Source organism: Castellaniella ginsengisoli (assembly GCF_040955415.1).
GTDB classification, from domain to species: Bacteria; Pseudomonadota; Gammaproteobacteria; order Burkholderiales; family Burkholderiaceae_B; genus Castellaniella; species Castellaniella ginsengisoli.
Window position 1 is genome coordinate 1,703,556 of sequence record NZ_CP158257.1, and the last position, 24,842, is coordinate 1,728,397.

The window sequence follows — 24,842 nt, forward strand, 5'->3', positions numbered from 1 at the left end:
CATCATGAGTACGAAGGCCATGCAAAAACGCTTTTCCGAGGAATTCAAGGTCGAGGCCGTGCGCCAGACGACAGAACGCGGCCACAAAGTCGCGGATGTTGCGGCCCGCCTGGGAGTCAGTACCTGGAGCCTGTATCAGTGGCGCAAACAGTACGGTGCCCAGCGTGCTGAGTATCGCGAAACGCAGGATCAGGCCGCCGAGAACCGGCGTCTGAAGGCTGAGTTGCGGCGGGTGACCGAGGAGCGCGACATCTTAAAAAAAGCGGCGGCGTACTTCGCGAAGCAGTCCCAGTGAAGTACGCCTTTGTTCGCGACCACACGATGGTCTTTCCTGTGCGACGCATGTGCTCAGTGCTGGGTATCCATCCCAGCGGTTATTACGCATGGCGTCGTTGCCCAGATAGCGCCCGTGCGCTTGAGGATCGGCGGCTAGTCGCCCTGATTCGCCATAGTTGGCAGGACAGCGGGCATGTCTATGGATACCGCAAGGTGACCCATGATCTGCGCGACCTGGGTGAGCGCTGCGGTAAACACCGGGTGGCGCGACTGATGCGTGAGAATCAACTGCGCTCCCAAACGGGTTACAAGCGCCGGCCAGGCAATCGAGGCGGGCGCCCCAGCTTGGTGGCCGAGAACCTCTTGCAGCAACAGTTCGACGTAGGCGCGCCCGATCAGGCGTGGGTGACTGACATCACCTACATCCGCACCCATGAGGGATGGCTGTATCTGGCAGTGGTGCTCGACCTCTTTGCTCGCACCGTGGTGGGCTGGTCGATGAGTAGTCGTATCGATGGCGAGCTGGTGCTCAACGCCTTACTGGCGGCCGTCTGGCGCCGTCGCCCAAAGGCCGAGGTCATCATCCACAGCGATCAGGGCAGCCAGTTCGGTAGCCACGACTGGCGCGACTTCCTGAAGACCCATCGACTCACACCCAGTATGAGCCGGCGGGGCAATTGCCATGACAACGCCGTGGCTGAGAGCTTCTTCCAGTTGCTCAAGCGCGAACGGATCCGCCGTCGCGTCTACGCCACCCGGGAGCAGGCCCGGGCTGATATCTTCGATTACATCGAGATGTTCTACAACCCGAAGCGGCGTCACAGCCATGCCGGTGATCGTTCACCGGTAGAATTCCAGAATCAGCATTTTTTGAAAACCGGGACCGTCTAGTAAATCCGGGGCGATTCACCCCTCGCAAGCAGACATTAGCGAACAACCGCTCACCCTCCACAGTCATTGCGCTTCTCGTCACTCCTCAACCGCCAACCCCGGATTCCAAACCACCTCCCACAGATGCCCGTCCGGATCCTGGAAATATCCCGCGTACCCGCCCCAGAACGTCTCTTGCGCCGCTTTCACGATCTTGGCCCCCGCCGCAGCGGCTTGCGCCATGACCTCATCCACTTCGAGGATGGACGACACGTTGTGGCCCAGGCTGAATTCCGTGGCACTGGCCGAACTCAGCGCCAGCCCCGAATCCTTGGCCAGGCTCACACGCGGCCACACGGCCAGCTTCAAGCCCGGCTGTAGATCAAAAAACGCAACCGCGCCGTTTTCGAATTCTTTGCCGATGATCCCTTCGGTCGCCAGCCCCAGGCCGTCGCGGTAGAACCGCAGGGACCGCTCCAGGTCATCGACCCCCAGGGTGATGACGGTGATGCGTGGTTTCATGGCCGTCTGCTCCTTGTTCGAACCGTTTCCAATCGAACGACGCGCCGGGATCCGTCTTGCGGCCGGGCGCGATATGCTCGTGCCCCCGCACGGCCCGGATCGGATGCCGGGCGCGGATTGCCGCTGCCAGCGCATCCAGCCGCTCATACTGCGCATCCGTATAGGCCAGCGTGTCCGTGCCTTCCAGTTCGATGCCGATGGAAAAATCGTTGCAGCGCTCGCGGCCTTCGAAGGACGAGGCGCCGGCATGCCAGGCGCGCAGCACCGTGGGCACGAATTGCACGATCGCCCCGTCGCGGCGGATCAGGAAATGGGCAGAGACCCGCAGGTCGCGGATGTTCTCGAACCAGGGGTGGGATGCGAAGTCCAGGCGGTTCTGGAAGAAATCGATGATGGCGTCGCCTGTGAAGATGCCGGGCGGCAGGCTGATGTTGTGGATCACCAGCAGGTAGGGGGCTTCGTCGCCGGGCCGCGCGTCGTGGTTGGGAGAAGGGCGGCGCAGGAGGCCCGGGGCGTCGGCCAGCCAGCCGTCCGGCCCGATGCGCAGGGGCAGTCCGGGCCGGGGCGCGCGCGCGGGCATTTATTGACCCAGGCCCAGCCGGGCGTGTTCCGCGCTGCACCAGGTCTTGCCTTGGCTCTGGTAGGCCTCGGATCGGGGCAGGTAGATGCGGCAGTGGGCGCAGCGCACCATGGCTTCGGAGGCGGCCTTGGCGTCGGCGGCCTGGCGTCGGGCGGCGGCTTGGCGGGCGTGGGCCTTCTGGTGGCTCAGGACGCGGGAGACGAACAGGACGGCCAGGATGATGACCGCCCAAAGCAGGAATTTACCCAAGAGTGCCTCGTTGCAGGATGACTTCCAGGACGAACCGGCTGCCCGTGTAGGACAGCAGCAGGAAGGCGAAGCCGGCCAGCGTCCAGCGCAGGGCGACGCGGCCGCGCCAGCCCTGGATGTGGCGCCCCGCCAGCAGCACGCCGAAGGTGGCCCAGGACAGCAGAGTGAAAACGGTCTTGTGATCCATGGGCAGGGCGTGGCCGCCCAGGCGCAGGGACACGGCGATGCCGGTCAGGACGGTCAGCGTCAGCACGCCGAAGCCGATCCAGATCAGGCGGAACAGCAGTTGTTCGAGCGTGAGCAGCGGCGGCATGGCGCCCATGGCGCGGCCGATCGCGCCTTGCTGGCCGGCGGATTCGATGGGGCGGTGCAGGTGGCGGTCCAGCACGGTCATCAGCATGGCGTGCAGCGCGGCGACGGTGATCAGGCCATAGGCCGTCATGGCGATCAGCAGGTGGATGCGCAGCCAGTCGTTGCTGGCGTGGGGCACCAGGTGGCCGTGGGGGAACAGGGCGGCCAGCAGGCTGACGATGGCGGCGGCGGGCAGCAGCAGGAGCAGGACGTTGTCCAGGCGCAGCAGGAAGTTCTCGACCCAGAACACGATCATGCCCAGCCAGAGGGCGGTGGACAGGGCCAGCGCCCAGCCCAGGTGCAGGCCCGCGGGTACGATGATGGCGGCGGCCAGGCCGATGCCGTGCAGGGCGATGGCCCCCAGCAGGCAACTGCGGCCGAGGGTGCCGGTGGGGCGCACGTCGCTCGCCCGGGCGATGGGGCGCCACAGGGCGATGCCCAGTACGGCGTAGGCCAGCGCGGCGAGCAAGTGAAATACAATGCTGACTGACATAGTCCTATCGGTGTCCGGCGCGCAAGGCCGCGCCTCAAAAGCATCCATTTTATGCGCAGGCCGACGGATCAACCAGTTTTACGGATACGGCATCATGCTCGATAACCTGACTTCCCGCCTGTCGCGCATCGTCAAGACCATGCGCGGCGAGGCCCGCCTGACCGAGGCCAACACCCAGGAGATGCTGCGCGAGGTGCGTTTGGCGCTGCTGGAGGCCGATGTGGCGCTGCCGGTGGTGCGCGATTTCGTGGCGCGGGTCAAGGAATCCGCCTTGGGGCAAGAGGTCGCCGGCAGCCTGAACCCTGGCCAGGCGCTGGTCGGGGTGGTGCACAAAGAGCTGACCGCCTTGATGGGCGGCGACCTGGGCGCCGAGGCGGGTGAGCTGTCCCTGGCGGCGCAGCCCCCGGCGGTGATCCTGATGGCCGGCCTGCAGGGCGCGGGCAAGACCACCACCACCGGCAAGTTGGCCAAATGGCTGTCCGAGGGCAGCCACGTCCAGCATGGCCGCAAGACCGGCCGTAAAAAGGTGCTGGTGGTCAGCGCCGACGTCTACCGCCCGGCGGCCATCGATCAGTTGAAGACCGTGGCTGCGCAGGTGGAGGTGGATTTCCTGCCGACCGAACCCACGCAAAAGCCGCAGGATATCGCCCGCCATGCGCTGGACCACGCCAAGCGCCATCACTACGACGTGCTGATCGTCGATACGGCCGGCCGCCTGGGCATCGACCAGGCCATGATGGACGAGATCCGCGCCCTGCACGAACTGCTCTCGCCCATCGAGACGCTGTTCGTGGTGGACGCCATGCAGGGCCAGGACGCGGTCAATGTGGCGCGCGCGTTTTCCGAGGCATTGCCGCTTACCGGCGTGGTGATGACCAAGCTGGACGGCGATGCGCGCGGCGGCGCGGCGCTGTCGGTGCGCCAGATCACCGGCAAGCCGCTGAAGTTCGTCGGCGTGTCCGAAAAGCTCGACGGCCTGGAGCCCTTCCACCCCGAACGCATGGCCCAGCGCATCCTGGGCATGGGCGACATCGTGTCGCTCGTCGAGCAGGCGCAGAAGAACATCGACGTCGCCGAGGCGCAAAAACTTGCGGCGCGCATGAAGTCCGGCGAACGCTTTGATCTCAACGATTTCCGCGACCAACTGCAGCAAGTGAAGAAGCTGGGCGACATGGGCTCGCTGCTGGAAAAGCTGCCGGCCCAGTTCGCCCAGGCGGCCTCGCAGGTGCAGGGCGGTCAGGCGGAAAAGCAATTGGCCCGCACGGAAGGCATCCTGAATTCCATGACGCCGCTGGAACGCGCCAAGCCCGAGCTCATCAAGGCTTCGCGCAAGCGCCGCATCGCCACGGGGTCGGGCGTTCCGGTGCAAGAGGTCAACCGCCTGCTCAAGCAGTTCGAGCAGATGCAGGGCATGATGAAGCAGATGAAAAAAGGCGGCATGGCGAAGATGATGCGCGCCATGGGCGGGATGAAGGGTTTGGGCGGATTCGGCCGGGGTGGTTTCCGCTGAGTCGCGCCTGCGGCCGGAAAACCCGCTGAAGCGGGCCTGAGGAATCAGGCCCGCGTGCATTCAGCGCGGCAGGGTCAGGTCTGCGACTGCAGGTAGTTCTGCAGGCCGATCTTTTCGATCAGGCCGAGCTGCTTTTCCAACCAGTAGGCGTGGTCGGACTCGGTGTCGTGCAACTGCTGCAAGAGCAGATCGCGGGTGACGTAATCCCCGTGGGTTTCGCAGAGAGCGATTCCTTCGCGCAGAGATGCGCGCACTTCGTATTCCAGTTCAAGGTCGGCGCGCAGCATGCCCGGCACGTCGGTGCCCGGAGTGAAGGCGTCGGGGCGCATGTCGGGCGTGCCTTCGAGCATCAGCAGGCGCTGCAGCAGGCTGTCGGCGTGCTGGGTTTCTTCCTGCATTTCGTGGTCGCTGCGAGTGTAGAGCCGGGTCAACCCCATGTCCTGGTAGCGGCGCGAATGAAGGAAATACTGGTCGCGCGCGGCGAGTTCGCCGCTCAATTGTTTCGTGAGATAGGCAATGACTTCGGGGTGGCCTTGCATGGTGCGCCTCGGAGGATTGATGATGGGTGCCAGTATGCCACGGCCTCACCCCCCGCCCACCGCCACCACGATTTCGATGCGGTCGCCTTCGGCCAGCGGCGCCTGGGCGTGCTGGCTGCGGGGGACGATGTCGCCGTTGCGCTCCACCGCGATGCGCTTGCCCTCGTAGCCCAGGTGGATCACCAGGTCATGGACGGTGCGCACGTTTTCCAGTGTGGTGGCGGTGCCGTTCAACTGAATGTTCAGGCTCATGGCGTCGGTCTCCTCAATCGCTGGCGTAGCGGTCGGTGGCGGCCAGCAACTGCCTCAGGATGCCGGGCTCGTCGAAGGCGTGGCCGGCGTCCGGGATCATGTGGAATTCCGCTTGCGGCCAGGCGCGATGCAGATCCCAGGCCGACTTGGCCGGGGTGCAGGCGTCGTAGCGGCCCTGGATGATCACGCCGGGGATGGGGGCCAGCTTGTGCGCATCGCGCAGCAACTGGCCTTCTTCCATGAAGCCCCGGTTCACGAAGTAGTGGTTCTCGATGCGGGCGAAGGCCAGCGCCGCCTGGTCGGCCGCGTGCGCGCGGTGATGCGCCGGGTTGGGCAGCAGGCTGATGGTGTGGCTTTCCCACTGGGTCCAGGCGTGGGCGGCCCGCAGTTGCGCCTGCGGATCGTCGCTGGTCAGCCGGCGGCGGTAGGCGGCCATCAGGTCGTCGCGCTCGTCCTCGGGGATCGGGGCGAGGTAGTCTTCCCACAGATCGGGAAACAGCCAGGACGCGCCTTCCTGATAGAACCAGCGCAGTTCCGCCTGGCGCAGCAGGAAGATGCCGCGCACGATCAGGGCCCGCACGCGTTCGGGGTGGGTCTCGGCGTAGGCCAGGGCCAGGGTCGAGCCCCAGGAGCCGCCGAACACGACCATCTTGTCCGCGTGCAGGACTTCCGTGCGCAGCCGCTCGATGTCGGCCACCAGGTCCCAGGTCGTGTTGTGCTCGATATTGGCCGACGGCGTGGAACGCCCGCAGCCGCGTTGGTCGAACAGCAGGATGTTGTAGCGCTCGGGATCGAACAGGCGGCGGTGGGCGGGCGAGCAGCCCGCGCCCGGCCCGCCGTGCAGGAACACGGCCGGCTGCCCCTGGGGATTGCCGCACAATTCCCAGTAGACGCGGTGGCCGTGGCCGGCGTCCATGAAGCCTTGTGCGTAGGGCTCGATTTCGGGATACATCAGGCGGTCTCCGGTGCGGGCGCGGCTTGCGCCGCGCGCCGCGTGAAAATCAGATCCCAGACCCCGTGGCCCAGGCGCAGGCCGCGGTTCTCGAATTTGGTCAGCGGGCGGTAGTCGGGGCGCGGCGCGTAGTCTGCGCAGGTGTTGCGCAGCAAGGGCGCCGCCGACAGGACTTCCAGCATCTGCTGGGCGTAGTGCTCCCAATCCGTGGCGCAGTGCAGGTACGCGTCTGGCGCCATGCGGCTGGCCAGCAGCTCGATGAACGCGGGCTGGATGAGGCGGCGTTTGTGGTGGCGTTTTTTCGGCCAGGGGTCGGGGAAGTAGATATGCACGCCCGCGAGCGATCCGGGCGCGATCATGTCGCGCAGCACCTCGACCGCGTCGTGCTGGATGATGCGGATGTTGTCCAGCGCGTTTTCATGGATGCGCTTGAGCAGCGCGCCCACTCCGGCGTTGAAGACCTCGACGCTCAGGAAGTTGTCGCCGGGCCGGGCCTGGGCGATCTTTTGCGTGGTTTCGCCCATGCCGAAGCCGATTTCCAGGATCACCGGCGCAGACCGGCCAAAGGCGGCCGCCAAATCGATGGGCGTGTCCTGGTAGCGGATCGACCAGCGCGGCAGCCACTCGGCGATTGCCTGTTCCTGACTGGGCGTGATGTGGGCGCGGCGGTGGACGAAGCTGCGGATGTGCGTGCTGCCTGACGGTGTCTGGGCCGTGACGACGGGAGGGGGGGATTTGGACAGGTTCAAAATGCTGTTAAAATCTCGGGCTGCAAGGAACTCGGTAAACCCCGATTTTACCCATGAATCCTTGCTGTCATCGAGCCTCCTCGATGCGGGTGTAGTTCAATGGTAGAACGGCGGCTTCCCAAGCCTCAAGCGTGGGTTCGATTCCCATCACCCGCTCCAAAATTCCTATCCCCCGCCGTTGCCTCAGGCCTGCGCCCTCGCCAGCCAGTCGCGCGGCGGCATGCCGACCTTGGCGGTGAATGCGCGTGAGAGCGCGGACGGATTCGCGTAGCCGAGCTCTTCGGCCAGCCTCTTGATGGGGCGGCCTTCGCGCAGCCGGTTTTGCGCCAGCGCGATGCGCCAGTCGGACAGATAATCGGCCGGCGTTTGGCCGACGATCTCACGGAAAGCATTGGCAAACGCGGTGCGGGACATGCCGGCGCATGCGGCCATGCGCTCCAGCGTCCAGGCTTCGCCGGGGGCTTCGTGCAGGGCGACCAGCACGCGGGCCAGGCGCGGGTCGGACAAGCCCGTGATGAGGCCGGGGCGCACGCCGGCCTCTTGCGGGTGGTCCAGCAGCCAGCGCAGCAATTGAAGCACCACCACCTCGAACAAGCGGTCGGCCAGCAGACGCTGGCCGCAGCGCACGCGGTCGGTTTCGGCGAAGAGCAGCTCCAGGGCCGCATCCAGGCCCGTCACGCGCGTCAGCGGCACGGCGATCAAGGGCGGCAGCGCCCGCGCCAGAGGGTGGCGCATGCCGCCATCGAAGATCAGCCGCGCGCAGGTGAAGTCCGCGCCTTCCTCCGGGGGATTATGGAAGCGGTGGGTCAGCGGGCGCGCATAGAACAGCAAGGTCGGTTCGTCGAAGCTCAGCGAGCGGGGGACATCCTGCGCGCCGGGATGACTCACCCGCAGAGAGCCCCGGCGCAGCACGTGCAGGTAGCCATGCCCCGCGCTGGCATCGAAGTGGTTGAGCCCGCACAGTGCGCCCGAATGGTGCAACTGAGCCTGGACCCGGAAGCGTTCCAGGAGGCCCGAGAGGCGGTCGATGGGCGGATCAGGCGGCATTTGAACGGAATGATATTTTATGCGTACTAATTGATCCCTATGGTACATGAAACGCCGCCATACTGTCCTCACTCACCTGCCGTACAGGTGTTTTTTCAGGAGATCATCATGCCCCGTGTCAACCTTCAGCCGCAGTCCGTTCCCGCCGCCAGCCAGCCGCTGCTGGCGCAGATCCAGCAGGCGTTCGGCGCCACGCCCAATATGTTCAAGGCGGTGGCCAACTCCCCCGCTGCCTTGCAAAGCATGTGGGCCGCGTTCGGCGCCCTGGGCCAGGGCACGCTGGGCGCCAGGCTTGGCGAGCAGATCGCGGTGGCCATCGCGAACCGCAACCGCTGCGGATATTGCCTGGCCGCGCACACCGTGCTGGGCCAGAATGCCGGTGCGTCGGCTGCCGAGATGGCCGCTGCCCAGGCTGGCCAGTCCGACGATGCCAAGACGGCGGCGGCGCTGGCTTTCGCCCTGAAGGTGGTCGAGCAGCGCGCGCAGGTCGGCGACGACGATGTCGTTCGTCTGCGGCAAGCCGGCTTCGGGGACGAACAGATCGTCGAGATCATGGCCCATATCGCCTTGAATCTCTTTACCAATTACATCAACGTGGCCCTGGACATCCCGGTCGACTTCCCCAAGGTCGCCCTGCGCTGAGGTCGTCCCCTGGTCCGGCCGGCAGCCTTACCCGCCGAATCCCAGGCCGACCGCCAGCCCGCCGCCGATCACGCCCAACGCGATGACGCCCAACGCCAGCATGGCCAGTTCCGAGCGCCGGAATGCGCCGCCGACCATGACCAGGGAAGGCAGGCTGACCGGCGGCAGGGTCACCAGCAGCGCGGCGGCCGGTCCCACACCCACGCCCAGCGCCAGCAGGGCCTGGACGATGGGCACTTCGCCGGCGGTCGGAATGACGAACAGGGTACCGACCAGGGCGGCGCCCACGATCCACGGCAGGCTGTTGTCGATGCTGAAATCCAGCACGGGAAACAGCCAGGCGCGGGCGGCGCCCAGCAGCAGCACCAGGATCAGGTATTCGGGCAGCAGCCGCAGCGCCATGCCGGCGAACGCCTGCGCCCAGCGCCGCAGGAGGCGGCCCGGCTGGAAATGCGCGGGGTCGGTCTCGGGAACCGGGCCGCCGGCAGGCGCGCCATCGGTCTTGCCCATGCGGTTCAGCGCCCAGCCCAGCCCCAGCACCATCGCCAGCCCCAGCGCCAGGCGCAGACCGACCCAATGCCAGCCCAGGACGAAACCCATGAAGACCAGCGTGGCCGGGTTGAGCATGGTGTTGCCCAGCCAGTAGGCGGCCGTGCCGCCCGGCGCGGCGCGGCAGCGGCGCAAGCCGGTGATCACCGGGGCGGCGCAGCAGGTGCACATCATGCTGGGAATGGACATCAGGCCGCCCGCCATGACGCTGCGGCCGTCCGCGCGGCCCAGCCAGCGCTCGATCCAGCGCGGCGGCAGCAGGGTCTGAATGGCGGAACCCAGCAGCAGCCCCAGCAGCAGGGCCTTCCAGATGGCCAGCCCGTAGGCTTGGGCGTACTCGAGCGCGGCGTGCAGGGAAGGCGCGGGCGGGGCGTCCTGGCCGCCCGTCAGGATGGAGGAGCCGATGGAGTGTGTCTGGGCGGCCGTGAAGGCGCGGTCGTAGTAAGGCGACCATTTGACGTAGAACAGCCCGGCCAGGGCGATCAGCGCCACCAGGGCGATGCCCCAGGCCGGATGGCGGGCGGGGCGCGGCGGGCTCACTGCGGCCTCCGGGTGGGGACGGGGCAGGCGAGCGGAGAGAAAGAGCGGTTCATGAGCCTGGAGGATTGCGTGCAGCCGAAATCATAAACCCTTCCGTTTTTCGGAATGCGGCCGGATGGCGCGGTTGCGCGGCCACCCCTTGCAATCATTTCAGATATATTATCTGGATATTCCCTGGCCCTTTCTGGAGTTCCCATGAGCCTGTCCCCTTTTCATCTGGCCATTCCCGTCTACGACCTGCCCGCCGCCCGCCGCTTTTACGGCGAGGTCTTCGGCCTGGAGGAAGGCCGTTCGAGCGCGCAATGGGTCGACTTCAACTTCTATGGCCATCAACTGGTCATCCACGAGCATCCCCGGACGGCTTCCCAGGAAAGCGCCCATACCAACCCGGTCGACGGGCACGATGTGCCGGTGCCGCACTTCGGCATCGTCCTGGAGTGGGAACAGTGGGAAGCCCTGGCGGAGCGCCTGAAATCCTTCGGCACGAAATTCGTGATCGAGCCCTATGTCCGTTTCAAGGGACAGGTGGGCGAGCAGGCCACCATGTTCCTGCTCGACCCCTGCGGCAATGCGCTGGAATTCAAGGCGTTCAAGGATCTGGGCCAGTTGTTCGCCAAATAGGCGCCGGGCCGGGCGGTTTGCGCATGATCCGGGCGATCGGGCTGCGCGTCCCGCCCGCGCTTTGACTCGGGGCCGGGGTCGGTGTCAATATCCCGGCCATGCCCAGATTCCTGCACACTGCCGATTGGCAGATCGGCCGCCAGTATGGCCGTTTCGCTCCCGAGGACGCCGCCGTCCTGGCCGAGGCCCGTTTTGCCGCCGTCGAGCGCATCGCCGCGCTGGCGGCGCGGGAGCGGGTCGACGCCGTCCTGGTGGCGGGCGATGTGTTCGACGCCCAGACGGTGTCGGACCGCACCATCCGGCGCTTGTTCAATGCGCTGCAGGGCTACGAGGGCCCCTGGATCCTGATTCCCGGCAATCACGATGCCGCCCTGGCGGAAAGCGTCTGGACTCGCGCCCAGCGGCTGGGCGCGGTGCCGTCCGGCGCGCATCTGCTGCTGGAGCCGGGCGTGCGCGCGTTTCCCGAGCTGGGGTTCGCGGTGCTGGCGGCGCCCCTGACCCGGCGTCAGACCCATGACGACCTGACGGCCTGGTTCGATGCGGCGGAGACGGCCGAAGGGCTGGCGCGCATCGGCCTGGCGCACGGCAGCGTCCAGGGCATTCTGGCCGAAGGGATCGACTCCCCCAATCCGATCGCCGCCGGGCGGGCGCGGCGGGCCCGGCTGGATTATCTGGCGCTGGGCGACTGGCACGGCTTCAAGCAGGTCGACGAGCGCACCGTGTACAGCGGCACGCCGGAGCCGGAACGCTTTCGCGAAAACGGCTCGGGCCAAGTCGTGCGGGTGGAGGTGCCGGGGCCGGGGCGAACGCCGGTGGTGGAGCCCCTGGAGATCGGCCAGTATCGCTGGATCGCCTGGGATGAAACCCTGTCGGTCGGTTCCGACCTGGATCTGCTCGTCGAGCGCCTGGACGGCCTTTCTCCCGAAACCGTACTGGACCTGACGCTGGGCGGCGCGCTCGATCTGGCGGGCGGGCGTCGCCTGGATCAGGCCTTGTCCGTGGTTCAGGGACGCTGCCGCAGCCTGCAGGTCCATCGGGCCGGTTTGCGGCTGGAGCCCACCGACGAGGACATGGCCGCCCTGCGGGCCGACGGGTATGTGGGCGAAGTGATTGCACAGTTGCGCCTGCAGCAGGATGCCGGCGATGCGGCGGCCGATACGGCGCGCGAGGCGCTGGCGATCCTGGCCGGCTTGCTGGGCGACCAGGCGGAGGGGTCATGAAACTGCTGCGAGTGCGCGTCGAGCAATTGAAGCGGTTCCGCGAACCGGTGGAGATCCGCGGCCTGGAGTCTGGGCTGAACCTGTTCGCCGGCCCCAATGAGTCGGGCAAGAGCACGCTGGTGCAGGCGATCCGGGCGGCGTTCTTCGAGCGCTACAAATCCAGCGGCGCGGAAGGTCTGCGGCCCTGGGGCGATACGTCCGCCGCGCCCAGCGTGGACCTGGAATTCGAATGGCAGGGAGAGCGCTGGAAGCTCAGCAAGCGCTTCCTGAAGCAGAAACGCTGCGATCTGGAGGTCGGCGGCCGCCGTTTCGACGGCGAGGCCGCCGAGGAAAAACTGGCGGAACTTCTGGGGTATCAATTTCCCGGCAAGGGCGCCAGCAAGGCCCAGCATTGGGGGGTGCCCGGCCTGCTGTGGATCGAGCAGGGCGAAGGCCAGGAACTGCGCGGGCCGGCGGCTCATGCGAGCCAATACCTGAAATCCGCCTTGGGCGACGGCTTGAGCGACATCGCCAGCAGCACGGGGGATGCGTTGATCGCCCGGGTCGAGGCCGAGCGTGCGAAGCTGCTGACGGCCACGGGGCGCCCCACCGGGGAATACGCCGAGATCCTGCGGCGGCACGAAGACGCCGGAGCGCGTCTGGCGCAGCTTGACCGGGACATCGATGCCTATCGCCGGCAGGTGGACCGGCTGGCCGAGTTGCGCCGCCTGCGGGCCGAAGACGCCGACCGGCCCTGGGAGGCCTATCGGCGGAAGGCCGCCGAGGCCGAAGCCAGGCTGGCCGAGGTCGGCGGTTGGCGTCAGGCCCGCGAACGCGAGCATCAGGCCCTGGCGCAGTGCATCGCCAGCCGGCAGCAGGGGATGGAACAGCAGGCGGCCTACGCCCGCCAGCATCGGGAATTGGCGCAGCGTGCCGAAGAGCTGGAGCAGGCGCAGCGGCGGGTGGCCGGGTTGCGTGCCGATCAGCCGCTGGCCGGGCAGCGTGTCCAGGAGGCGCAGGCCGGCTACCGCCTGGCCCAGGATCGCCTGGCGCAGGCGCGGCGTCAGGCCAAACGCGCCGCCCTGGCCGGTGATCTGGAGCGCCTGGCGGCCGAGCAGGCGCGGCTGGCGCTCGACCTGGACGAAGCGCGGGCCGTGCAGGTGCGCCTGCGCGCCGCGCGGGAACGTCTGCAGGGCATCCGGCTGGATGAGGGGGCGCTGAAACAATTGCGCGCTTTGGATCGGGCACTGGCCGAACTCGACGCGGCCCGCCAATCCGTCGCCACCCGGCTGGCCTACGAACTGTTGCCGCAGCAGCGGATCCGGATCGGGGATGAGACTTTATCCGGCAGCGGCGAGCGCCTGCTGCTGGAGTCCGTCGAGGTGGAGGTGCCGGGGGTGGGCCGGCTGCGGGTCCGGCCCGGAGGCGAGGACGTGGCCGATCTGGCGCGCCGCCGCCAGGAAACCCAGGGCCGGTTCGAGGCGCTGTTGGCGGAACTGGGGGCCGCGGATTTGCGGCAGGCCGAGGAGCGGGCGGAGCAGGCCCGGGCCCTCGCACAGGACATTCGCCTGGACGAGTCCAGGCTGCACAGCCTGGCGCCCCGGGGCGCGGAGGATCTGGCCAGCAGCCTGGCCCTGGCCGGGCAGCGGCGCCAGGTGGTGTCCGAGGCGCTGGCGGCCTTGCCGCCGGATCAGGAGGTTGTTTTCGAGGACGTCGGCCTGGACGAGGCCGGAGCCGAGCGCGGCCTGGAGTCCGCCCGGGAAGCGCTGCAGGCCGCCGAGCGGCAGGCGGCGCAGCACGCGCAGGCGCTGAGCCTGGCCGAGCAGGCGGGGCGGACGGCCCAGGCCGAATGGCAGAGGCTGCAAGATGCGGTCCGGGATCCGGCGCGTCAACAGCAAGAGCAGGCGCTGTCGGTCCGGCTGGCCGAACTGGGCGGCCAGGAGACGGCCTTGCGGCAGGCCCTGGCCGAACTGGACGGCCGGATCGCCGCCGCCCGCCCGGACATCCTGGCGCAGGATGCGCAACGCTTCTCGCGCACGGCGGAGACGCTGGAACGGGAGGCCGAGGGGCGCCGGGAGGAAGTCATCCGGGTGCAGAGCGGGCTCGAGGCCCTGGGCGCCCATGGGCTGGAGGAACAACGCGCCGAACTGGACCGATCGGCTGAATTCATCGGCCGGCGGCGCGACGAACTGCGGCGCCGGGCCGAGGCCCTGGATCTGCTGCTGGATCGCCTGCGGGCCGGCCGCCAGGCGCTGACGCGCCGCATCCAGGCGCCCTTGCAGCGGCACCTGAACCATTATCTGCAGTTGCTGTTTCCCCAGGCGCGGCTGGACGTGGACGAAGACTTGCTGCCGGAACAGTTGGTCCGCCCGGCTGCGGGCGGCTCATCGCACGAAGCGGTGGATGCCCTGAGTTTCGGCGCGCGGGAGCAAATGGGACTGATCGGCCGCCTGGCCTATGCCGACCTGCTGCGCGAGGCGGGCCGGCCCACGCTCATCATCCTGGACGATGCGCTGGTGCACAGCGATCATGGGCGCTTGGACGGCATGAAGCGCATTCTGTACGACGCCGCGCAGCGGCATCAGATCCTGCTGTTCACTTGCCACCCCGACCGCTGGCGCGATCTGGGCGCGCGGGTCGTGGAGATGGAGTCGCTGCGCGCGGCTTAGCGGGCGCGGCCCCGGCCATTGCGTTCGCGTCGTGCAGCGGGGTCACGCCGACCAGGTCGCCGCTCGGGTTCTGCACCAGTGTTTCGCCCAGGTAGTCCAGAAAGGAACGCAGGGCCGGCAACATGCCGCGCCGCGACAGGTAGGCGGCGTGCACGATGCCCGAAGCCAGGGACCAGGCGGGCAGGATGCGTTCGAGCCGCCCCCGCTCGATGTCTTCGTGGCACATATAGTCGGGCAGCATGCCGATGCCGATGCCGCCCAGGATGGCGAAGCGCAGCGTCATCAGATCGTCGACCACGCAGGCGGGGCGGCAGGTGGCTTCATGGCGCGCGTTCTGAGGGCCGAACAGCCGCAGGCGCACTTTGCCGCCCGGCGCGGACAGCCCCACGGCATCGAAGCGATCCAGGTCGGCGGGTTGCGCCGGCCGGCCGTGCCGCCGCAGCAAGTCCGGGCTGGCGACGAGCAAGCCATGGCTCAGGCCGAGCTGCTTGATGATCGCGCTGCCGCTGTCGTCCAGGGTCGCCCGGACCCGCAGGGCGACGTCCACGCCTTCCTCGACCAGATCGACCACGCGGTTGCTGACCTGCATGTCCAGGCGCACTTTGGGGTGGCGGGCCAGATAGCCGGGGATCAGGGGGCCGATGGTCGTCTGGGCCAGGGTGACGGGGCAGGAGACGCGCAGAGGGCCGCGCGGCTCGGCCAGGATCCGATCGAGTTCGGCATGGGCCTGATCCGCCTGGTCGCGCACGGCCGTGCAATGGCGGTAGTACTGTTCGCCCGCCGCCGTCAGGGACAGTTTCCGGGTGCTTCGATGCAGCAATCGCACACCCAGATCGGTTTCGAGACGGGCGATCCGCCGGGACAGTCTTGAGGTCGGCAGGTCGAGCGCCCGGGCCGCACTGGCGAAACCGCCATGATCCACGACTTCGGCAAAGTAGCGCATATCGTTGAGATCATGCATGGTTTATTCGAACCATAAATAGAACAATGTATGTTGGAATCGGCATCTTATCAATTATTGAGGCCTAATGGAAAATGGCGTTCATCTCCATTTTCCACTCAAACGGGACTCTCATGAAACTGTTGCACATCGATTCCAGCATCAATGGCCAGAACTCCGTCACGCGCGGCCTGACGCGCGCGATCGTCGAACAACAGCGCGCCGCGCATCCCGGCCTGGCGGTCGAATACCTGGACCTGGCCGTGCAGGCGCCCAATCCGCTGTCGCTGGATGCGCTGGGCTTCCGCCTGCCGCCGTCGGATGCGGCCCTGAGCGAAGCCCAGCGGCATGAGAATGCGGTATCCGAGGCGCTGGTGACCCAGTTGCTCGCAGCCGACATCGTGGTGATCGGCTCGCCGCTCTACAACTTCACCGTGCCGGTCCAGTTGAAAGCCTGGCTGGATCGCATCGCCCAGGCGGGCCGCACCTTCAAGTACACCGAAAACGGCCCGGTGGGCCTGCTGGGCGACAAGACCGTGATCCTGGCGTTGAGCCGCGGCGGCGTGTATTCGACCAGCGAGGCCGGCAATGCCATGGAGCACCAGGAAAGCTATCTGAAGACGATCTTCGGCTTCATGGGGGTGACCGATATCCGCGTGGTCCGCGCCGAGGGCATGGACATGGGCGCCGAAAGCCGCGAACGCGGCCTGTCCCAGGCCCAGGAAGACATCCAGGCCTTGTCGGCCCTGGCGGCGGCCTGATGCGGGCCCGCGTCAGGCCGGCATCGGCAGCCGGCCGTCCACCTCGAACGCTTCGAGCGGGTAGGTGTGGATGGCGGGGGCGCCGACCGGCTTGAACGCGACTTCGCGGGCGCTCGACTGGCAAAGCCAGGGGCGCATGTCCCGGGGGGATTTCCCTGCCAGGGCGCGTGGCGTGAACAGCCCGACGCACAGGCCCTGCGCGGGATCGCGCGCCGAGCGGTACTCGAATGCCTCAACGTCCGCCGCGCGCATGGCGGCCCCGAGCGCCTGGGTCGGCTGGTAGCGGACGGGATCGGCAAGCACGGCCCGATGGGCGTCGAAAGGCGGATCCTGCAGCCGCAGGCCGCGCTCTGTGCGATAGCCGACGGAAAACAGAGTGTGCTGGCTCTGGATCGTCTCCCCGGCCGGCGGCGCAGCCATGGAAAACCAGAAGACAAAGCGGTAATAGGCGGATTCGGCCAGCGTAGCGCCGAGATCTCGGCCGCCGTAGAGCAGGCTGGGCTCATGGGGCTGCCCGAAGCGCGAGCCCCAGGGCAGCGGCGGGTAGCGGAAAGGCGTGCGCAGCAGATAATGCAGGCGTTCGCCTCCGGCCGGCCAGGGGGGCTTGGCCGCGTCCAGCATGGATTCCAGGACGGCTTGTTCTTCCAGTGTATCGACGTAGCCCAAAGTGGCCACGTGCTCCTGGCTTTCGACCAGGCGATGCAGCAAGCCCTGGATCGGGCCGATGTGATCCTTGCCCCGGCAGTCCTGCCAGAGCCCGCCGCCGGTGCGGCCCGCGTTCAAATCTTGCCCCGCATCGCGTCCACGAAGCGCAAGACCGTCACCAGCCCCTGGATGGTGGCGATCTGCTCGGCCGGGACGCCGCCGGTGACGCGGTTCGGCGACTGCATGAAATGCCGGATCCATTGGACGTCGCCGCCCGTGAGCGCGTAGAGGGCGCGGGCCAGGCGCACCAGCAGCAAGGCCAGTTCGCCCTGCTTGGAGGCGGGGTCCAGGGACTGGGCGGTCTTCATCCGGCTGATGGCGGTGCGATGCATGCCCAGGACATCCGCCAGCCCCGCTTGGCGCAGGCCGAGCTGGTCGGCCGCCCGGAGGACGGCCTTGGCCAGGACGGCGTCGGGCGCCGGCGCAGCGTTTGGCAAAGCAGTCATGGCAAGATCCATAATATGTGCTCCATGCACATATTATTTCTCATATGTGCAATTTGCACAATCGATGGGCGCGCCTGCCCGGCACGGGCAGCCGCCTAGTCGCGGAAATTCTGGTATTGCAGCGGCAGCTCGACGTCCGTCTTGCGCAGCAGGGCGATCGCCTGTTGCAGGTCGTCGCGCTTCTTGCCGGACACCCGCAGCTTGTCCCCATTGATCTGGGTCTCGACTTTGAGTTTGGCCTGCTTGATGGCGGCGATCAGTTTCTTGGCCACGCTTTGCTCGATGCCCTGACGGATGGTGATCTTCTGGCGTGCGCCGCCCAGGTTTTCCAGGGGATCGGCCGGGTCCATGCAGCGCACGTCGATGCCGCGCGCCGAGAGCCGGCCGCGCAGGATGTCGAGCATCTGCTTCAACTGGAAGGCGCTGGGCGCCGATTGGGTGACGACGTAGCCTTCTAGTTCGAAGCGCGCATCCGTTCCCTTGAAATCGAAACGGGTGGCGAGTTCGCGGTTGGCCTGGTCGACGGCATTGGACAGTTCGTGTTTGTCGACTTCGGAGACGACGTCAAAGCTGGGCATGAAGCGGGCTCCAGGGAAAGAAGAGTGAAGCCCCGATCCTACAGCGCCCGCAGCCCGACGTACAGTGCGGTGCCGGCGGCGATGCTCAACAGGGTCTGGCGCGTGCGCCATTGCAGCAGCACCACCAGGATCACGGCGGCGATCTCCTGCCACGGCAGGCCGTCGTGGGCGCGCGCCTGGCCTGCCGCGCTGTCGATGAGCAGCAGGACCATGATCGACAGGGGCAGCGAATCGCCCAGCTTGTGGACGAGGGGATGGCGGCGCAGCCAATGGCCGGCGATGAAGGGCAGGGCGCGCAGAAGGATCGTGACGAGCGCCATCAGCGCGATGACGGTCAGCACGTAGCCGGTGTCAGTCATGGGCGGCTCCGGTGCGCGGCGCGGGGCGGGCGGGCCTGAGGGCGGCGGCCAGCAGGCAGAGCGCGATGGCGATGGCCAGCGCCTGGGACGGCATCAGCACACTGCCGGCGGCGTAGGCGGCGATCGCGATCCAGATCGGGACGACGTCGCGCCGCGCGCGCCATTGCTCGACGGCCAGCACGGCGAACAGGGCCGCCAGGACGAAATCCAATCCGGCCAGGCCGATCTGGGCCTGGGTGCCCAGCACGGCGCCCAGCGCGGTGCCAAGCACCCACCAGCCCTGGTTCAGGGCGCTGATCAGGGCCATGCGCGAAGCGCGTTCCTGGGCGGGCAACGCCGTCAGGACGGAATAGGTTTCATCGGTCAGGGCGAAGATGCAGTACCAGCGCTGCCAGCGGCAGGCCGGCAGGGTGTTCAGCAGGGACAGGCCGTAGAACACGTGGCGCAGATTGAGTACCAGGGTAGCCAGGACGATGGCGCTGACCGGCAGGCCGGCGGCCAGCATCGGTACCATTATGAACTGGGCCGCGCCGGCGTAGACCAGCAGGCTGGATGCCATGGCCAGCCAGCCGGAACCCCCCGCCTGCACGAACAGGAAGCCGAAGACCGCGCCCAGCGGCACATAACCCATGGCGACCGGCGCGGTCAGGCTGGAAATGGAAAACGTGCGGGGAAGAGGGCGAGGCATGCGCAAAAAGGAAAAGAGGGCGCCACGAACCGCCGGGCGCGCAAGCTTACAATTATAGGGATTTCCATCCGGTACCCGCCGCCTGGCGCCGGAGCGCGGCGGGACCGGGCGAAGAGCGGGCGGATCGTGCAACGGAAACGAGGGGCGGGGATGGGCGCATCGCACACATCGGATCGATCGAAGACATCGGCGCAGGCAGGGGAGCCGCCCGCGCCCGAGGCGCTGCGCGTCGGGTTCATCGGAGCGGGGCGGCTGGCGCGGGCTTTGTCCCTGGCCCTGCAAGCCGCCGGCGTTCCGGTCGTCGGGGTCGCCAGCCGTTCCGAGGCCAGCGCCCGGGCGCTGGCGGACGCCTTGCCGGCTTGCCGCGTCAGCGACTCCGCGGCGGTCTCGCAGGGCTGCGATCTGGTGTTCCTGACTTCGCCCGATGCCCGGATCGCCGATATCGCGCGCGCCGTGCCCTGGCGTGCGGGCCAGGCGGTGGTGCATTGCAGCGGGGCCACCCCCGTTGCCGTGCTGCGGCCCGCTGCCGAGGCCGGCGCGCTCATCGGCGGCTTTCATCCCATGCAGGCGTTCGGCGCGGATGCCGGCGCGGCGCTCGCCAGCTTGCCGGGCTGCACCGTGGCCATCGAGGCGCAGCCCGCGCTTGAGACGCTGCTGCATGGGCTGGCCCGCCGCCTCGGTTGTGTCGGCCTGAGCCTGCCGCCCGGGGCGCGCGTGCGTTATCACGCCTCGGGCGGCTACGCGTCCCAGCACGTCCATGCCTTGGTGGGCGAGGCGGTGCGCCTGTGGCAGTCCTGGGGGGCGACTGAACGGCAGGCCCTGGATGCGCTGCTGCCGCTGTTGCGAGGCACGCTGGAGTCCCTGGCGCGCAGCGGCGTGGCGGCCGGCATGCCCGGCCCGGTGTCACGCGGGGACGCCGGTACGGTGCGCCTGCATCGCCAGGCGCTCGAGGCGGTCGATCCGGAGATGCGCGACCTGTATGATCGCTTGTGCCGCCGTGGCGTGGCCCTGGCCCGCCAGGCCGGGCGGCTGGATGCCGACGGCGCCGCGGGGGTCGAACGGGAACTGGAAGCCCCGCCAGACGCGCGCTAGCATCCCAGGGTTATTCCGTCTATCAACCGCAGCATTTCAAGCGTGAAATGCTTTGAAACATGCCGGGCAATCTGAACCGGAAAAGAAGGCGATGGCTGCATGCTGAACCTGGATGCCCGCACCCTGCTGATCGTTGAAGCCTTCGTGCTGTTTCTCGTGGGCGGGCTGATGCTGCTGGCCGCCCTGCAGGGGCGGCGCGACCGGACCCTGCTGTGGATGGCGGGCGCCCTGCTGCTGGGCGGGACGGGTTTCGTGATCAGCGTCGCGCGCGGAATGCCCGCCTGGCGCGATGCGGTGATCGTGCTCTCCAACATGCTGTTGATCACGGGGCATGCCTGCGTCTGGGCCGGCCTGCGGGCCTACGTCGGCAAGCCCGTGCGCCGCTGGCTTCTGCTGGCCGGCGCGGCGGCCTGGTTCGCGCTGTGCCAATGGCCGGGATTCATGGGCGCGGATGCGGTGCGGATTCTGGTTTTTTCCCTGCTGTCGATCGCTTATCTTGCGGCCGGCGTCCGAGAACTCTGGCCCGAACGCCGTGCGGATGCCGGATCGGTGTTCCCGCTTGTGGCCGTGCTGTCCATCCACAGTCTGTTCTACCTCTACCGCGCGGTGGCGATCATCCGGGTGCCGGGTTCGTCCTGGCTGTTGTGGCCGGATTTCGCCGTGACCATGTTTGAAGGCATATTGTTCAGCATCAGTCTGTCTTTCAGCGCCCTGATCCTGGTGCGCGCGCGGGCGGAACGGGGCTATCGCCATGCCGCCTTGCACGATGCGCTGACCCGGCTTTCCAATCGGCGCGCCTTGTTCGAGCAAGGTGCCGCCGTTCTGGCGCGGTCGCGCCGGGAGGGCCGCGACGTGGCTCTGCTGATGTGCGATCTGGACTGGTTCAAGCGCGTCAACGATGAACATGGGCACGAGGCGGGCGATCAGGTTCTGACCCTGTTTTCCGATGTGCTGCGCTCCCGGATCCGGGCAGGCGATCTGTGCGCCCGCATCGGAGGCGAGGAGTTCGTGATCCTGGCCCCCGACCTGGGGCCCTTCGGCGCCCAGGGGCTCGCGAACCGCATCCGCCAGGCCCTGGCCGGGATCGTCCATCCGGCGGCCGGCCGCTTGAGCGTGAGCATCGGCATTGCGTGTTCATCGGTGGACGGCCAGGATCTGGACCGCCTGCTGGCCAATGCCGACCGGGCGCTGTACGAGGCCAAGGCCGCGGGACGGGACTGCGTCCGTCTATCGGGCGGCGCGTCCGCCGCCGGCCGTCCGGTTGCGCGGGAGCGCGCCCGCCCGACTTCCGCAGAAGCCTGATGATGAACTCCCTGCACGCGCGCACGCTGTTGATCGCCGAAATTCCGGCCCTGCTGCTGGTGGGCGGCCTCATCATCGCGGCGTCCCTGCTGGGACGCCGTGATCGTACGCTGGGATGGACCGGCGCCGCCCTCTTGCTGGTGGGCATGGGCTTTCTGCTGGGCGTGACCGATCCGCTTCGCGCCTGGGAGCGGTCGGTGGCCGGTTTCGGCGCGCTGCTGCTTCTGGCGCATGCCTGCATCTGGACCGGCGTGCGGGCGTTTTCCGGGCGGCCCGCGCTGTGGGTGTGGATCGCGGCGGGCCCGTTGATCTGGTGCGCGCTGTGTCTGTGGCCCGGCTTTGTGTCGTCGGGCGTGGCGCGGGCGGTCGCGTATGGCGTGTCGACCCTGGCCTACACCGGAGCGTCCCTGTGGGCGCTGGGGGTTGGCGCGGGTGGTGAGGGCGGGAAAATACGGCTGGCGGTCCTGCCTTTCTCCATTCTGCTGCTGCATGGCGTGCTGACGGCCGCTCGCATGGCCGTGGTGGCCGTGACGGGGCCCGAGCCGGGCCTGCTGCGCCTGGATTTTCCCATGGCGGTGTTCGAGGGCATGCTGTTTTTCATCGGCGTGGCGTTTGCCGTGCTGATGATGGTGGGCGCGCGCGCCGAGCGCCGCTACCGGCATGCGGCCCTGCACGACGTCCTGACCGATCTGGCCAATCGGCGCGCTTTGTTCGAGCAGGGCGGCGATCTGCTGCAGGCCGCCTTGTCCCGGGGGCGTACCGTGGCTTTGCTGATGTGCGATCTGGACCGCTTCAAGCGCATCAACGACGATTGCGGCCACGAGACCGGCGATCAGGTGCTGGCGGCCTTTGCGGGGGTGTTGCGGCGTGTCGTGCGCAAGGGCGATCTGTGCGTGCGCTACGGCGGCGAGGAGTTCATCGTCCTGTCGCCGGATATGGACGCCGAAGGCGCCCTGGGTCTGGCGGAGCGGATCCGCAGCCAATTGCGGCAGTGCGATTGCCGGCTGTGCGAGCCGCTGAGCGTGAGCATCGGCATCGTCTGCGCGCCGCGCGGCGGCACCGAACTGAGCCAGTTGCTGGCCAGGGCGGACCAGGCCATGTATCAGGCCAAGGAGGCGGGCCGCGATTGCGCCCGCCTGTGGATGGAAGACGCGGGGGGCGAGGCGTCAGCCGCCGTACCCCGGAATGGCGGCGGGGGTCCGGGCAAGCATCCAGTCGATGCCTGACTCCCCGTGGGCCTGCAGCCAGTCGTTGGCCTGGCGGAAATGGCCGCAGCCGATGAAGGGGCGCGGCGGGCGCAGGGCGGACAAGGGCGAGGGATGGTTGGACATCAGCACCTCGACCGGGCCGGCCGGAGGCTGCATGTCCAGCAGCGCGCGCCGCGCCTGGGCGTGCGATCCCCAGAGCAGCAGGACCTTGGGCCGGGCTTCGCGCAGCACGCGCATGATCAGGGCGTCGGTGATGTGCTCCCAGCCTTTTTTGGCGTGCGAGGCGGGCTGGTGGGCCTCGACGGTCAGCGAGGTGTTCAGCAGCAAGACTCCCTGGCGCGCCCAGCGCACCAGGCTGTTGCGCGGCGGCTGTTCGGGTGCGCCGTATTCCCGGGCGATTTCCTTGAACATATTGCGCAGGCTGGGCGGCGTGGGGCAGAAATCCGGGACGGAGAACGCCAGGCCCTGGGCCTGGTTGGGGCCGTGATAGGGGTCCTGGCCGACGATCACGACCTGGACCGCCTCGGGCGGAGTCTCGATCAAGGCCCGGAAGGGCCGCAGGGGAAAAATGCACGCTCCGGCGGCCAGCCGCTCGGCCAGCATGGCGTCGAGGCGGTCCAGGATGCCCTGGAGGTGGGGCGCTTCCAGCGTCGATTTCCAGGCGGGCGGCAGCGTGTCGATCTGGCTGCGCAGGGAGCCTTGAAAGGCATTGTGCACTTCGGCGTCGGGCGAAGAGGTCATGGGGATTTTTCGGAAGAGAGGGTGGGGGGCGTGTCGCGCGGGCAGTCCCGGATCAGCGCAGCCAGGCGCCCGGGGAGACCGGGGTCGTCCATCTGCGACACATTGAAGCGCATCATGCCGCCGGCCGTCCGAGTCTGGCTGAAGACATTGCCCGGCGCCAGCATCAGGCCCTGCTGCAGGCCCGCCCGGGCCAGGCGGGCGCCATCGATGCCCTCGGGCAGCCGGCACCACAGGAACATGCCGGTGTCGGGCTCATGCCAGGGGCGCAGGCCCAAGGCGTCCAGCAGGCCGATGGCGCGCGGCATGGCCCGCGCCAGGCGCTGGCGCAGCAGCCGGGTGTGCTGCTGCCAGGCGCCGTCTTGCAGCAGCCGGACGATCACCGCCTGGGTCAGGCCGGCGCCGGAGAACGTCGTCGCGGTGCGCAGGTCGGCCAGGGCGTCCAGCCAGTCCTCGCGCGCGATCAGGTAGCCGCAGCGCAGGCTGGCGGACAGGGTCTTGGAAAAGCTGCCGACCTGTGCGACCCGGTCGCCGCCCTCCTCGTCCACCAGCCGGGCGTACGGCCCGGCTTCGAGGTCGCCGAAGAGGTCGTCCTCGATCAGGATCAGATCATGGGCCCGGGCCAGCGCCTGGATGCGGCGCGCCTTGATGGCCGAGAGCCGGGCGCCCGTCGGATTGTGCGGCCCGGCGTTGCTGAGGTACAGGCGCGGGCGATGCGTCCGCAGGGCGGCTTCGAAGCGGTCCATGTCCGGACCGTCGGGTTCGTGGGGGACGCCGATGATGCGGGCCCGGTGCGCGCGCAGCAACGCCAGGAAATTGAAGTAGCAGGGGTCATCGACCAGGACGGCGTCCCCCGGCTGGATCAGGAACCGGCACAACAAGTCGACGGCCTGGGTCCCGGAGTCGGTCAGCAGGATGCGCCTGGGGTCGACGGCCGCGCCGCGCGTGCCCAGGTGCCGGGCGATCAGGCTGCGCAGCGCCGGCAGGCCCAGGGCCGGCGCGTAGTCCGTCAGGGGCGCATCCGGGTCGCGTGCGACCTGTCGCAGGGCGCGGCGGATGGCGTCGCGCGGCATCCAGTCGTCGGGCAGCCAGCCGCAGCCCGGCTTCAGGGCCTGGGCGCCGATATCCAGCGATTGGCGCGAAACCCACAAGGGATCGATCTGGCGGTCCAGGCGCGGGCCGATCTCCGCCAGCGCCAGCGGCGCCAGAGGCCCGGCGACGTAGAAGCCCGCGCCGGCGCGGGCCCGGATGACCCCCTCGGCCGCCAGGCGGTCGTAGGCTTCGACGACGGTGGATTTGGACACGCCGTGCTGCAGCGCCATGCCCCGCAGGGACGGCAGGCGCGCGCCGGGGGGCCATTCGCGGGCCGCGATGCGCCGGCGCACGAATTGCATGAGGCCGGCGGTCCGGCCCTG

28 protein-coding genes and 1 tRNA gene are annotated in these 24,842 nt (G+C 68.2%); 11 read left to right on the top strand and 18 right to left on the bottom strand.

What is annotated here, in order from left to right; genetic code table 11:
• The first annotated feature begins 19 nt into the window (after positions 1-19).
• Positions 20-1,167, top strand: a protein-coding gene (locus tag ABRZ00_RS08075; protein ID WP_368644652.1) for an IS3 family transposase whose coding sequence is annotated in 2 segments (ribosomal slippage) — positions 20-269 and positions 269-1,167 — 1,149 coding nt in all. Because the reading frame shifts where the segments join, the coding sequence is not laid out codon by codon here.
• Between the two features lie 78 nt (positions 1,168-1,245).
• On the opposite strand, the gene ABRZ00_RS08080 is transcribed toward ABRZ00_RS08075, so the two are convergent.
• Genes ABRZ00_RS08080 through ABRZ00_RS08095 form a run of 4 tightly spaced genes read right to left on the bottom strand, consistent with a single transcriptional unit; the run spans position 1,246 to position 3,341 of the window.
• On the bottom strand, positions 1,246-1,668 hold the full coding sequence (locus ABRZ00_RS08080; protein ID WP_368644196.1) for a VOC family protein: 423 nt from the start codon (positions 1,666-1,668) through the stop codon (positions 1,246-1,248).
• Positions 1,628-2,248, bottom strand: coding sequence for a 1,6-anhydro-N-acetylmuramyl-L-alanine amidase AmpD (gene ampD, locus ABRZ00_RS08085; protein WP_368644197.1), 621 nt, complete (start codon positions 2,246-2,248; stop codon positions 1,628-1,630). The genes ABRZ00_RS08080 and ampD overlap by 41 nt, the downstream gene beginning before the upstream one ends.
• Entirely contained in the window at positions 2,249-2,497 is a 249-nt protein-coding gene (locus ABRZ00_RS08090) for a PP0621 family protein (RefSeq protein ID WP_368644198.1), read from the bottom strand.
• Positions 2,490-3,341 carry an inner membrane protein YpjD gene (locus ABRZ00_RS08095; RefSeq protein ID WP_368644199.1) on the bottom strand — a complete coding sequence of 284 codons (852 nt, stop codon included), beginning with the start codon at positions 3,339-3,341 and terminating at the stop codon, positions 2,490-2,492. The genes ABRZ00_RS08090 and ABRZ00_RS08095 overlap by 8 nt, the downstream gene beginning before the upstream one ends.
• Positions 3,342-3,435: 94 nt before the next feature.
• On the opposite strand from ABRZ00_RS08095, the gene ffh reads away from it, so the two are divergent.
• Complete coding sequence (gene ffh, locus ABRZ00_RS08100; protein WP_368644200.1) at positions 3,436-4,851, top strand: signal recognition particle protein; 1,416 nt, start codon at positions 3,436-3,438, stop codon at positions 4,849-4,851.
• 74 nt (positions 4,852-4,925) lie between these two features.
• On the opposite strand, the gene bfr is transcribed toward ffh, so the two are convergent.
• The 4 genes from bfr to trmB are packed head-to-tail and all read right to left on the bottom strand — an operon-like array spanning position 4,926 to position 7,343.
• Positions 4,926-5,390 carry a bacterioferritin gene (gene bfr, locus ABRZ00_RS08105; RefSeq protein WP_368644201.1) on the bottom strand — a complete coding sequence of 155 codons (465 nt, stop codon included), beginning with the start codon at positions 5,388-5,390 and terminating at the stop codon, positions 4,926-4,928.
• A 45-nt stretch (positions 5,391-5,435) separates the two neighbouring features.
• Complete coding sequence (gene thiS / locus ABRZ00_RS08110; RefSeq protein WP_343836920.1) at positions 5,436-5,636, bottom strand: sulfur carrier protein ThiS; 201 nt, start codon at positions 5,634-5,636, stop codon at positions 5,436-5,438.
• Between the two features lie 19 nt (positions 5,637-5,655).
• Complete coding sequence (gene pip, locus ABRZ00_RS08115) at positions 5,656-6,597, bottom strand: prolyl aminopeptidase (protein WP_343836918.1); 942 nt, start codon at positions 6,595-6,597, stop codon at positions 5,656-5,658.
• Entirely contained in the window at positions 6,594-7,343 is a 750-nt protein-coding gene (gene trmB / locus ABRZ00_RS08120; RefSeq protein ID WP_368644203.1) for a tRNA (guanosine(46)-N7)-methyltransferase TrmB, read from the bottom strand. The genes pip and trmB overlap by 4 nt, the downstream gene beginning before the upstream one ends.
• Before the next feature lie 85 nt (positions 7,344-7,428).
• On the opposite strand from trmB, the gene ABRZ00_RS08125 reads away from it, so the two are divergent.
• Positions 7,429-7,502, top strand: a tRNA-Gly gene (locus ABRZ00_RS08125).
• 24 nt (positions 7,503-7,526) lie between these two features.
• Here ABRZ00_RS08125 and ABRZ00_RS08130 read toward each other — a convergent pair.
• Positions 7,527-8,390, bottom strand: a complete 864-nt coding sequence (locus ABRZ00_RS08130) for an AraC family transcriptional regulator (RefSeq protein ID WP_368644204.1) — start codon at positions 8,388-8,390, stop codon at positions 7,527-7,529.
• Positions 8,391-8,498: 108 nt separating this feature from the next.
• Here ABRZ00_RS08130 and ABRZ00_RS08135 point away from each other — a divergent pair, with 108 nt between their 5' ends.
• The gene (locus ABRZ00_RS08135) at positions 8,499-9,032 is read left to right on the top strand and encodes a carboxymuconolactone decarboxylase family protein (protein WP_368644205.1); all 534 of its coding nucleotides are present in this window, start codon (positions 8,499-8,501) and stop codon (positions 9,030-9,032) included.
• Positions 9,033-9,059: 27 nt separating this feature from the next.
• Here the strand turns inward: ABRZ00_RS08135 and ABRZ00_RS08140 are convergent, their stop codons facing one another.
• Positions 9,060-10,121, bottom strand: a complete 1,062-nt coding sequence (locus ABRZ00_RS08140) for a permease (protein WP_368644206.1) — start codon at positions 10,119-10,121, stop codon at positions 9,060-9,062.
• 195 nt (positions 10,122-10,316) lie between these two features.
• Here ABRZ00_RS08140 and ABRZ00_RS08145 point away from each other — a divergent pair, with 195 nt between their 5' ends.
• The 3 genes from ABRZ00_RS08145 (at position 10,317) to ABRZ00_RS08155 (ending at position 14,610) form a co-directional block, all read left to right on the top strand.
• A complete protein-coding gene (locus tag ABRZ00_RS08145) occupies positions 10,317-10,742 on the top strand; it encodes a VOC family protein (protein ID WP_368644207.1) in 426 nt (141 codons plus the stop codon).
• Between the two features lie 98 nt (positions 10,743-10,840).
• Positions 10,841-11,962 carry an exonuclease SbcCD subunit D gene (locus tag ABRZ00_RS08150; RefSeq protein WP_368644208.1) on the top strand — a complete coding sequence of 374 codons (1,122 nt, stop codon included), beginning with the start codon at positions 10,841-10,843 and terminating at the stop codon, positions 11,960-11,962.
• Entirely contained in the window at positions 11,959-14,610 is a 2,652-nt protein-coding gene (locus tag ABRZ00_RS08155; protein ID WP_368644209.1) for an AAA family ATPase, read from the top strand. Before ABRZ00_RS08150 ends, ABRZ00_RS08155 begins: the two co-directional genes overlap by 4 nt.
• Here ABRZ00_RS08155 and ABRZ00_RS08160 read toward each other — a convergent pair.
• Entirely contained in the window at positions 14,537-15,571 is a 1,035-nt protein-coding gene (locus tag ABRZ00_RS08160; protein WP_368644210.1) for a LysR family transcriptional regulator, read from the bottom strand. The genes ABRZ00_RS08155 and ABRZ00_RS08160 overlap by 74 nt on opposite strands.
• 113 nt (positions 15,572-15,684) lie before the next feature.
• Between ABRZ00_RS08160 and ABRZ00_RS08165 the strand changes: the two genes are divergently transcribed.
• Entirely contained in the window at positions 15,685-16,311 is a 627-nt protein-coding gene (locus ABRZ00_RS08165; RefSeq protein WP_368642374.1) for an FMN-dependent NADH-azoreductase, read from the top strand.
• 12 nt (positions 16,312-16,323) lie between these two features.
• On the opposite strand, the gene ABRZ00_RS08170 is transcribed toward ABRZ00_RS08165, so the two are convergent.
• The 5 genes from ABRZ00_RS08170 to ABRZ00_RS08190 form a co-directional block, all read right to left on the bottom strand.
• Positions 16,324-17,094, bottom strand: coding sequence for an RES family NAD+ phosphorylase (locus tag ABRZ00_RS08170; protein ID WP_368642373.1), 771 nt, complete (start codon positions 17,092-17,094; stop codon positions 16,324-16,326).
• The gene (locus tag ABRZ00_RS08175) at positions 17,091-17,462 is read right to left on the bottom strand and encodes an MbcA/ParS/Xre antitoxin family protein (protein WP_343836615.1); all 372 of its coding nucleotides are present in this window, start codon (positions 17,460-17,462) and stop codon (positions 17,091-17,093) included. Before ABRZ00_RS08175 ends, ABRZ00_RS08170 begins: the two co-directional genes overlap by 4 nt.
• A gap of 95 nt (positions 17,463-17,557) precedes the next feature.
• Positions 17,558-18,040, bottom strand: coding sequence for a YajQ family cyclic di-GMP-binding protein (locus ABRZ00_RS08180; RefSeq protein WP_368642372.1), 483 nt, complete (start codon positions 18,038-18,040; stop codon positions 17,558-17,560).
• 38 nt (positions 18,041-18,078) lie between these two features.
• Positions 18,079-18,399 (bottom strand): branched-chain amino acid transporter permease, encoded by a 321-nt coding sequence (locus ABRZ00_RS08185; RefSeq protein ID WP_368642371.1) that lies wholly within the window; start codon positions 18,397-18,399, stop codon positions 18,079-18,081.
• On the bottom strand, positions 18,392-19,087 hold the full coding sequence (locus ABRZ00_RS08190; RefSeq protein ID WP_368642370.1) for an AzlC family ABC transporter permease: 696 nt from the start codon (positions 19,085-19,087) through the stop codon (positions 18,392-18,394). The genes ABRZ00_RS08185 and ABRZ00_RS08190 overlap by 8 nt, the downstream gene beginning before the upstream one ends.
• A gap of 150 nt (positions 19,088-19,237) precedes the next feature.
• Here ABRZ00_RS08190 and ABRZ00_RS08195 point away from each other — a divergent pair, with 150 nt between their 5' ends.
• From ABRZ00_RS08195 to ABRZ00_RS08205, 3 genes are all read left to right on the top strand, one after another.
• A complete protein-coding gene (locus tag ABRZ00_RS08195; RefSeq protein WP_368642369.1) occupies positions 19,238-20,179 on the top strand; it encodes a Rossmann-like and DUF2520 domain-containing protein in 942 nt (313 codons plus the stop codon).
• Positions 20,180-20,278: 99 nt separating this feature from the next.
• The gene (locus ABRZ00_RS08200) at positions 20,279-21,481 is read left to right on the top strand and encodes a diguanylate cyclase (RefSeq protein ID WP_368642368.1); all 1,203 of its coding nucleotides are present in this window, start codon (positions 20,279-20,281) and stop codon (positions 21,479-21,481) included.
• Positions 21,481-22,707 carry a diguanylate cyclase domain-containing protein gene (locus ABRZ00_RS08205; RefSeq protein ID WP_368642367.1) on the top strand — a complete coding sequence of 409 codons (1,227 nt, stop codon included), beginning with the start codon at positions 21,481-21,483 and terminating at the stop codon, positions 22,705-22,707. The genes ABRZ00_RS08200 and ABRZ00_RS08205 overlap by 1 nt, the downstream gene beginning before the upstream one ends.
• Here the strand turns inward: ABRZ00_RS08205 and ABRZ00_RS08210 are convergent.
• Complete coding sequence (locus ABRZ00_RS08210; protein WP_343836599.1) at positions 22,648-23,430, bottom strand: uracil-DNA glycosylase; 783 nt, start codon at positions 23,428-23,430, stop codon at positions 22,648-22,650. The two genes, ABRZ00_RS08205 and ABRZ00_RS08210, sit on opposite strands and share 60 nt — an antisense overlap.
• Positions 23,427-24,821: a PLP-dependent aminotransferase family protein gene (locus ABRZ00_RS08215; RefSeq protein WP_368642366.1), complete on the bottom strand. Its 1,395-nt coding sequence runs from the start codon at positions 24,819-24,821 to the stop codon at positions 23,427-23,429. The genes ABRZ00_RS08210 and ABRZ00_RS08215 overlap by 4 nt, the downstream gene beginning before the upstream one ends.
• Positions 24,822-24,842: the final 21 nt, after the last annotated feature.

Coding starts and splice junctions, on each gene's coding strand:
- ABRZ00_RS08080 (WP_368644196.1), bottom strand. CDS start 1,668: ATGAAACCACGCATCACCGTCATCACCCTGGGGGTCGATGACCTGGAG.
- ampD (WP_368644197.1), bottom strand. CDS start 2,248: ATGCCCGCGCGCGCGCCCCGGCCCGGACTGCCCCTGCGCATCGGGCCG.
- ABRZ00_RS08095 (WP_368644199.1), bottom strand. CDS start 3,341: ATGTCAGTCAGCATTGTATTTCACTTGCTCGCCGCGCTGGCCTACGCC.
- ffh (WP_368644200.1), top strand. CDS start 3,436: ATGCTCGATAACCTGACTTCCCGCCTGTCGCGCATCGTCAAGACCATG.
- bfr (WP_368644201.1), bottom strand. CDS start 5,390: ATGCAAGGCCACCCCGAAGTCATTGCCTATCTCACGAAACAATTGAGC.
- ABRZ00_RS08130 (WP_368644204.1), bottom strand. CDS start 8,390: ATGCCGCCTGATCCGCCCATCGACCGCCTCTCGGGCCTCCTGGAACGC.
- ABRZ00_RS08135 (WP_368644205.1), top strand. CDS start 8,499: ATGCCCCGTGTCAACCTTCAGCCGCAGTCCGTTCCCGCCGCCAGCCAG.
- ABRZ00_RS08145 (WP_368644207.1), top strand. CDS start 10,317: ATGAGCCTGTCCCCTTTTCATCTGGCCATTCCCGTCTACGACCTGCCC.
- ABRZ00_RS08150 (WP_368644208.1), top strand. CDS start 10,841: ATGCCCAGATTCCTGCACACTGCCGATTGGCAGATCGGCCGCCAGTAT.
- ABRZ00_RS08155 (WP_368644209.1), top strand. CDS start 11,959: ATGAAACTGCTGCGAGTGCGCGTCGAGCAATTGAAGCGGTTCCGCGAA.
- ABRZ00_RS08160 (WP_368644210.1), bottom strand. CDS start 15,571: ATGCATGATCTCAACGATATGCGCTACTTTGCCGAAGTCGTGGATCAT.
- ABRZ00_RS08165 (WP_368642374.1), top strand. CDS start 15,685: ATGAAACTGTTGCACATCGATTCCAGCATCAATGGCCAGAACTCCGTC.
- ABRZ00_RS08175 (WP_343836615.1), bottom strand. CDS start 17,462: ATGACTGCTTTGCCAAACGCTGCGCCGGCGCCCGACGCCGTCCTGGCC.
- ABRZ00_RS08180 (WP_368642372.1), bottom strand. CDS start 18,040: ATGCCCAGCTTTGACGTCGTCTCCGAAGTCGACAAACACGAACTGTCC.
- ABRZ00_RS08185 (WP_368642371.1), bottom strand. CDS start 18,399: ATGACTGACACCGGCTACGTGCTGACCGTCATCGCGCTGATGGCGCTC.
- ABRZ00_RS08190 (WP_368642370.1), bottom strand. CDS start 19,087: ATGCCTCGCCCTCTTCCCCGCACGTTTTCCATTTCCAGCCTGACCGCG.
- ABRZ00_RS08195 (WP_368642369.1), top strand. CDS start 19,238: ATGGGCGCATCGCACACATCGGATCGATCGAAGACATCGGCGCAGGCA.
- ABRZ00_RS08200 (WP_368642368.1), top strand. CDS start 20,279: ATGCTGAACCTGGATGCCCGCACCCTGCTGATCGTTGAAGCCTTCGTG.
- ABRZ00_RS08205 (WP_368642367.1), top strand. CDS start 21,481: ATGATGAACTCCCTGCACGCGCGCACGCTGTTGATCGCCGAAATTCCG.
- ABRZ00_RS08210 (WP_343836599.1), bottom strand. CDS start 23,430: ATGACCTCTTCGCCCGACGCCGAAGTGCACAATGCCTTTCAAGGCTCC.
- ABRZ00_RS08215 (WP_368642366.1), bottom strand. CDS start 24,821: ATGCAATTCGTGCGCCGGCGCATCGCGGCCCGCGAATGGCCCCCCGGC.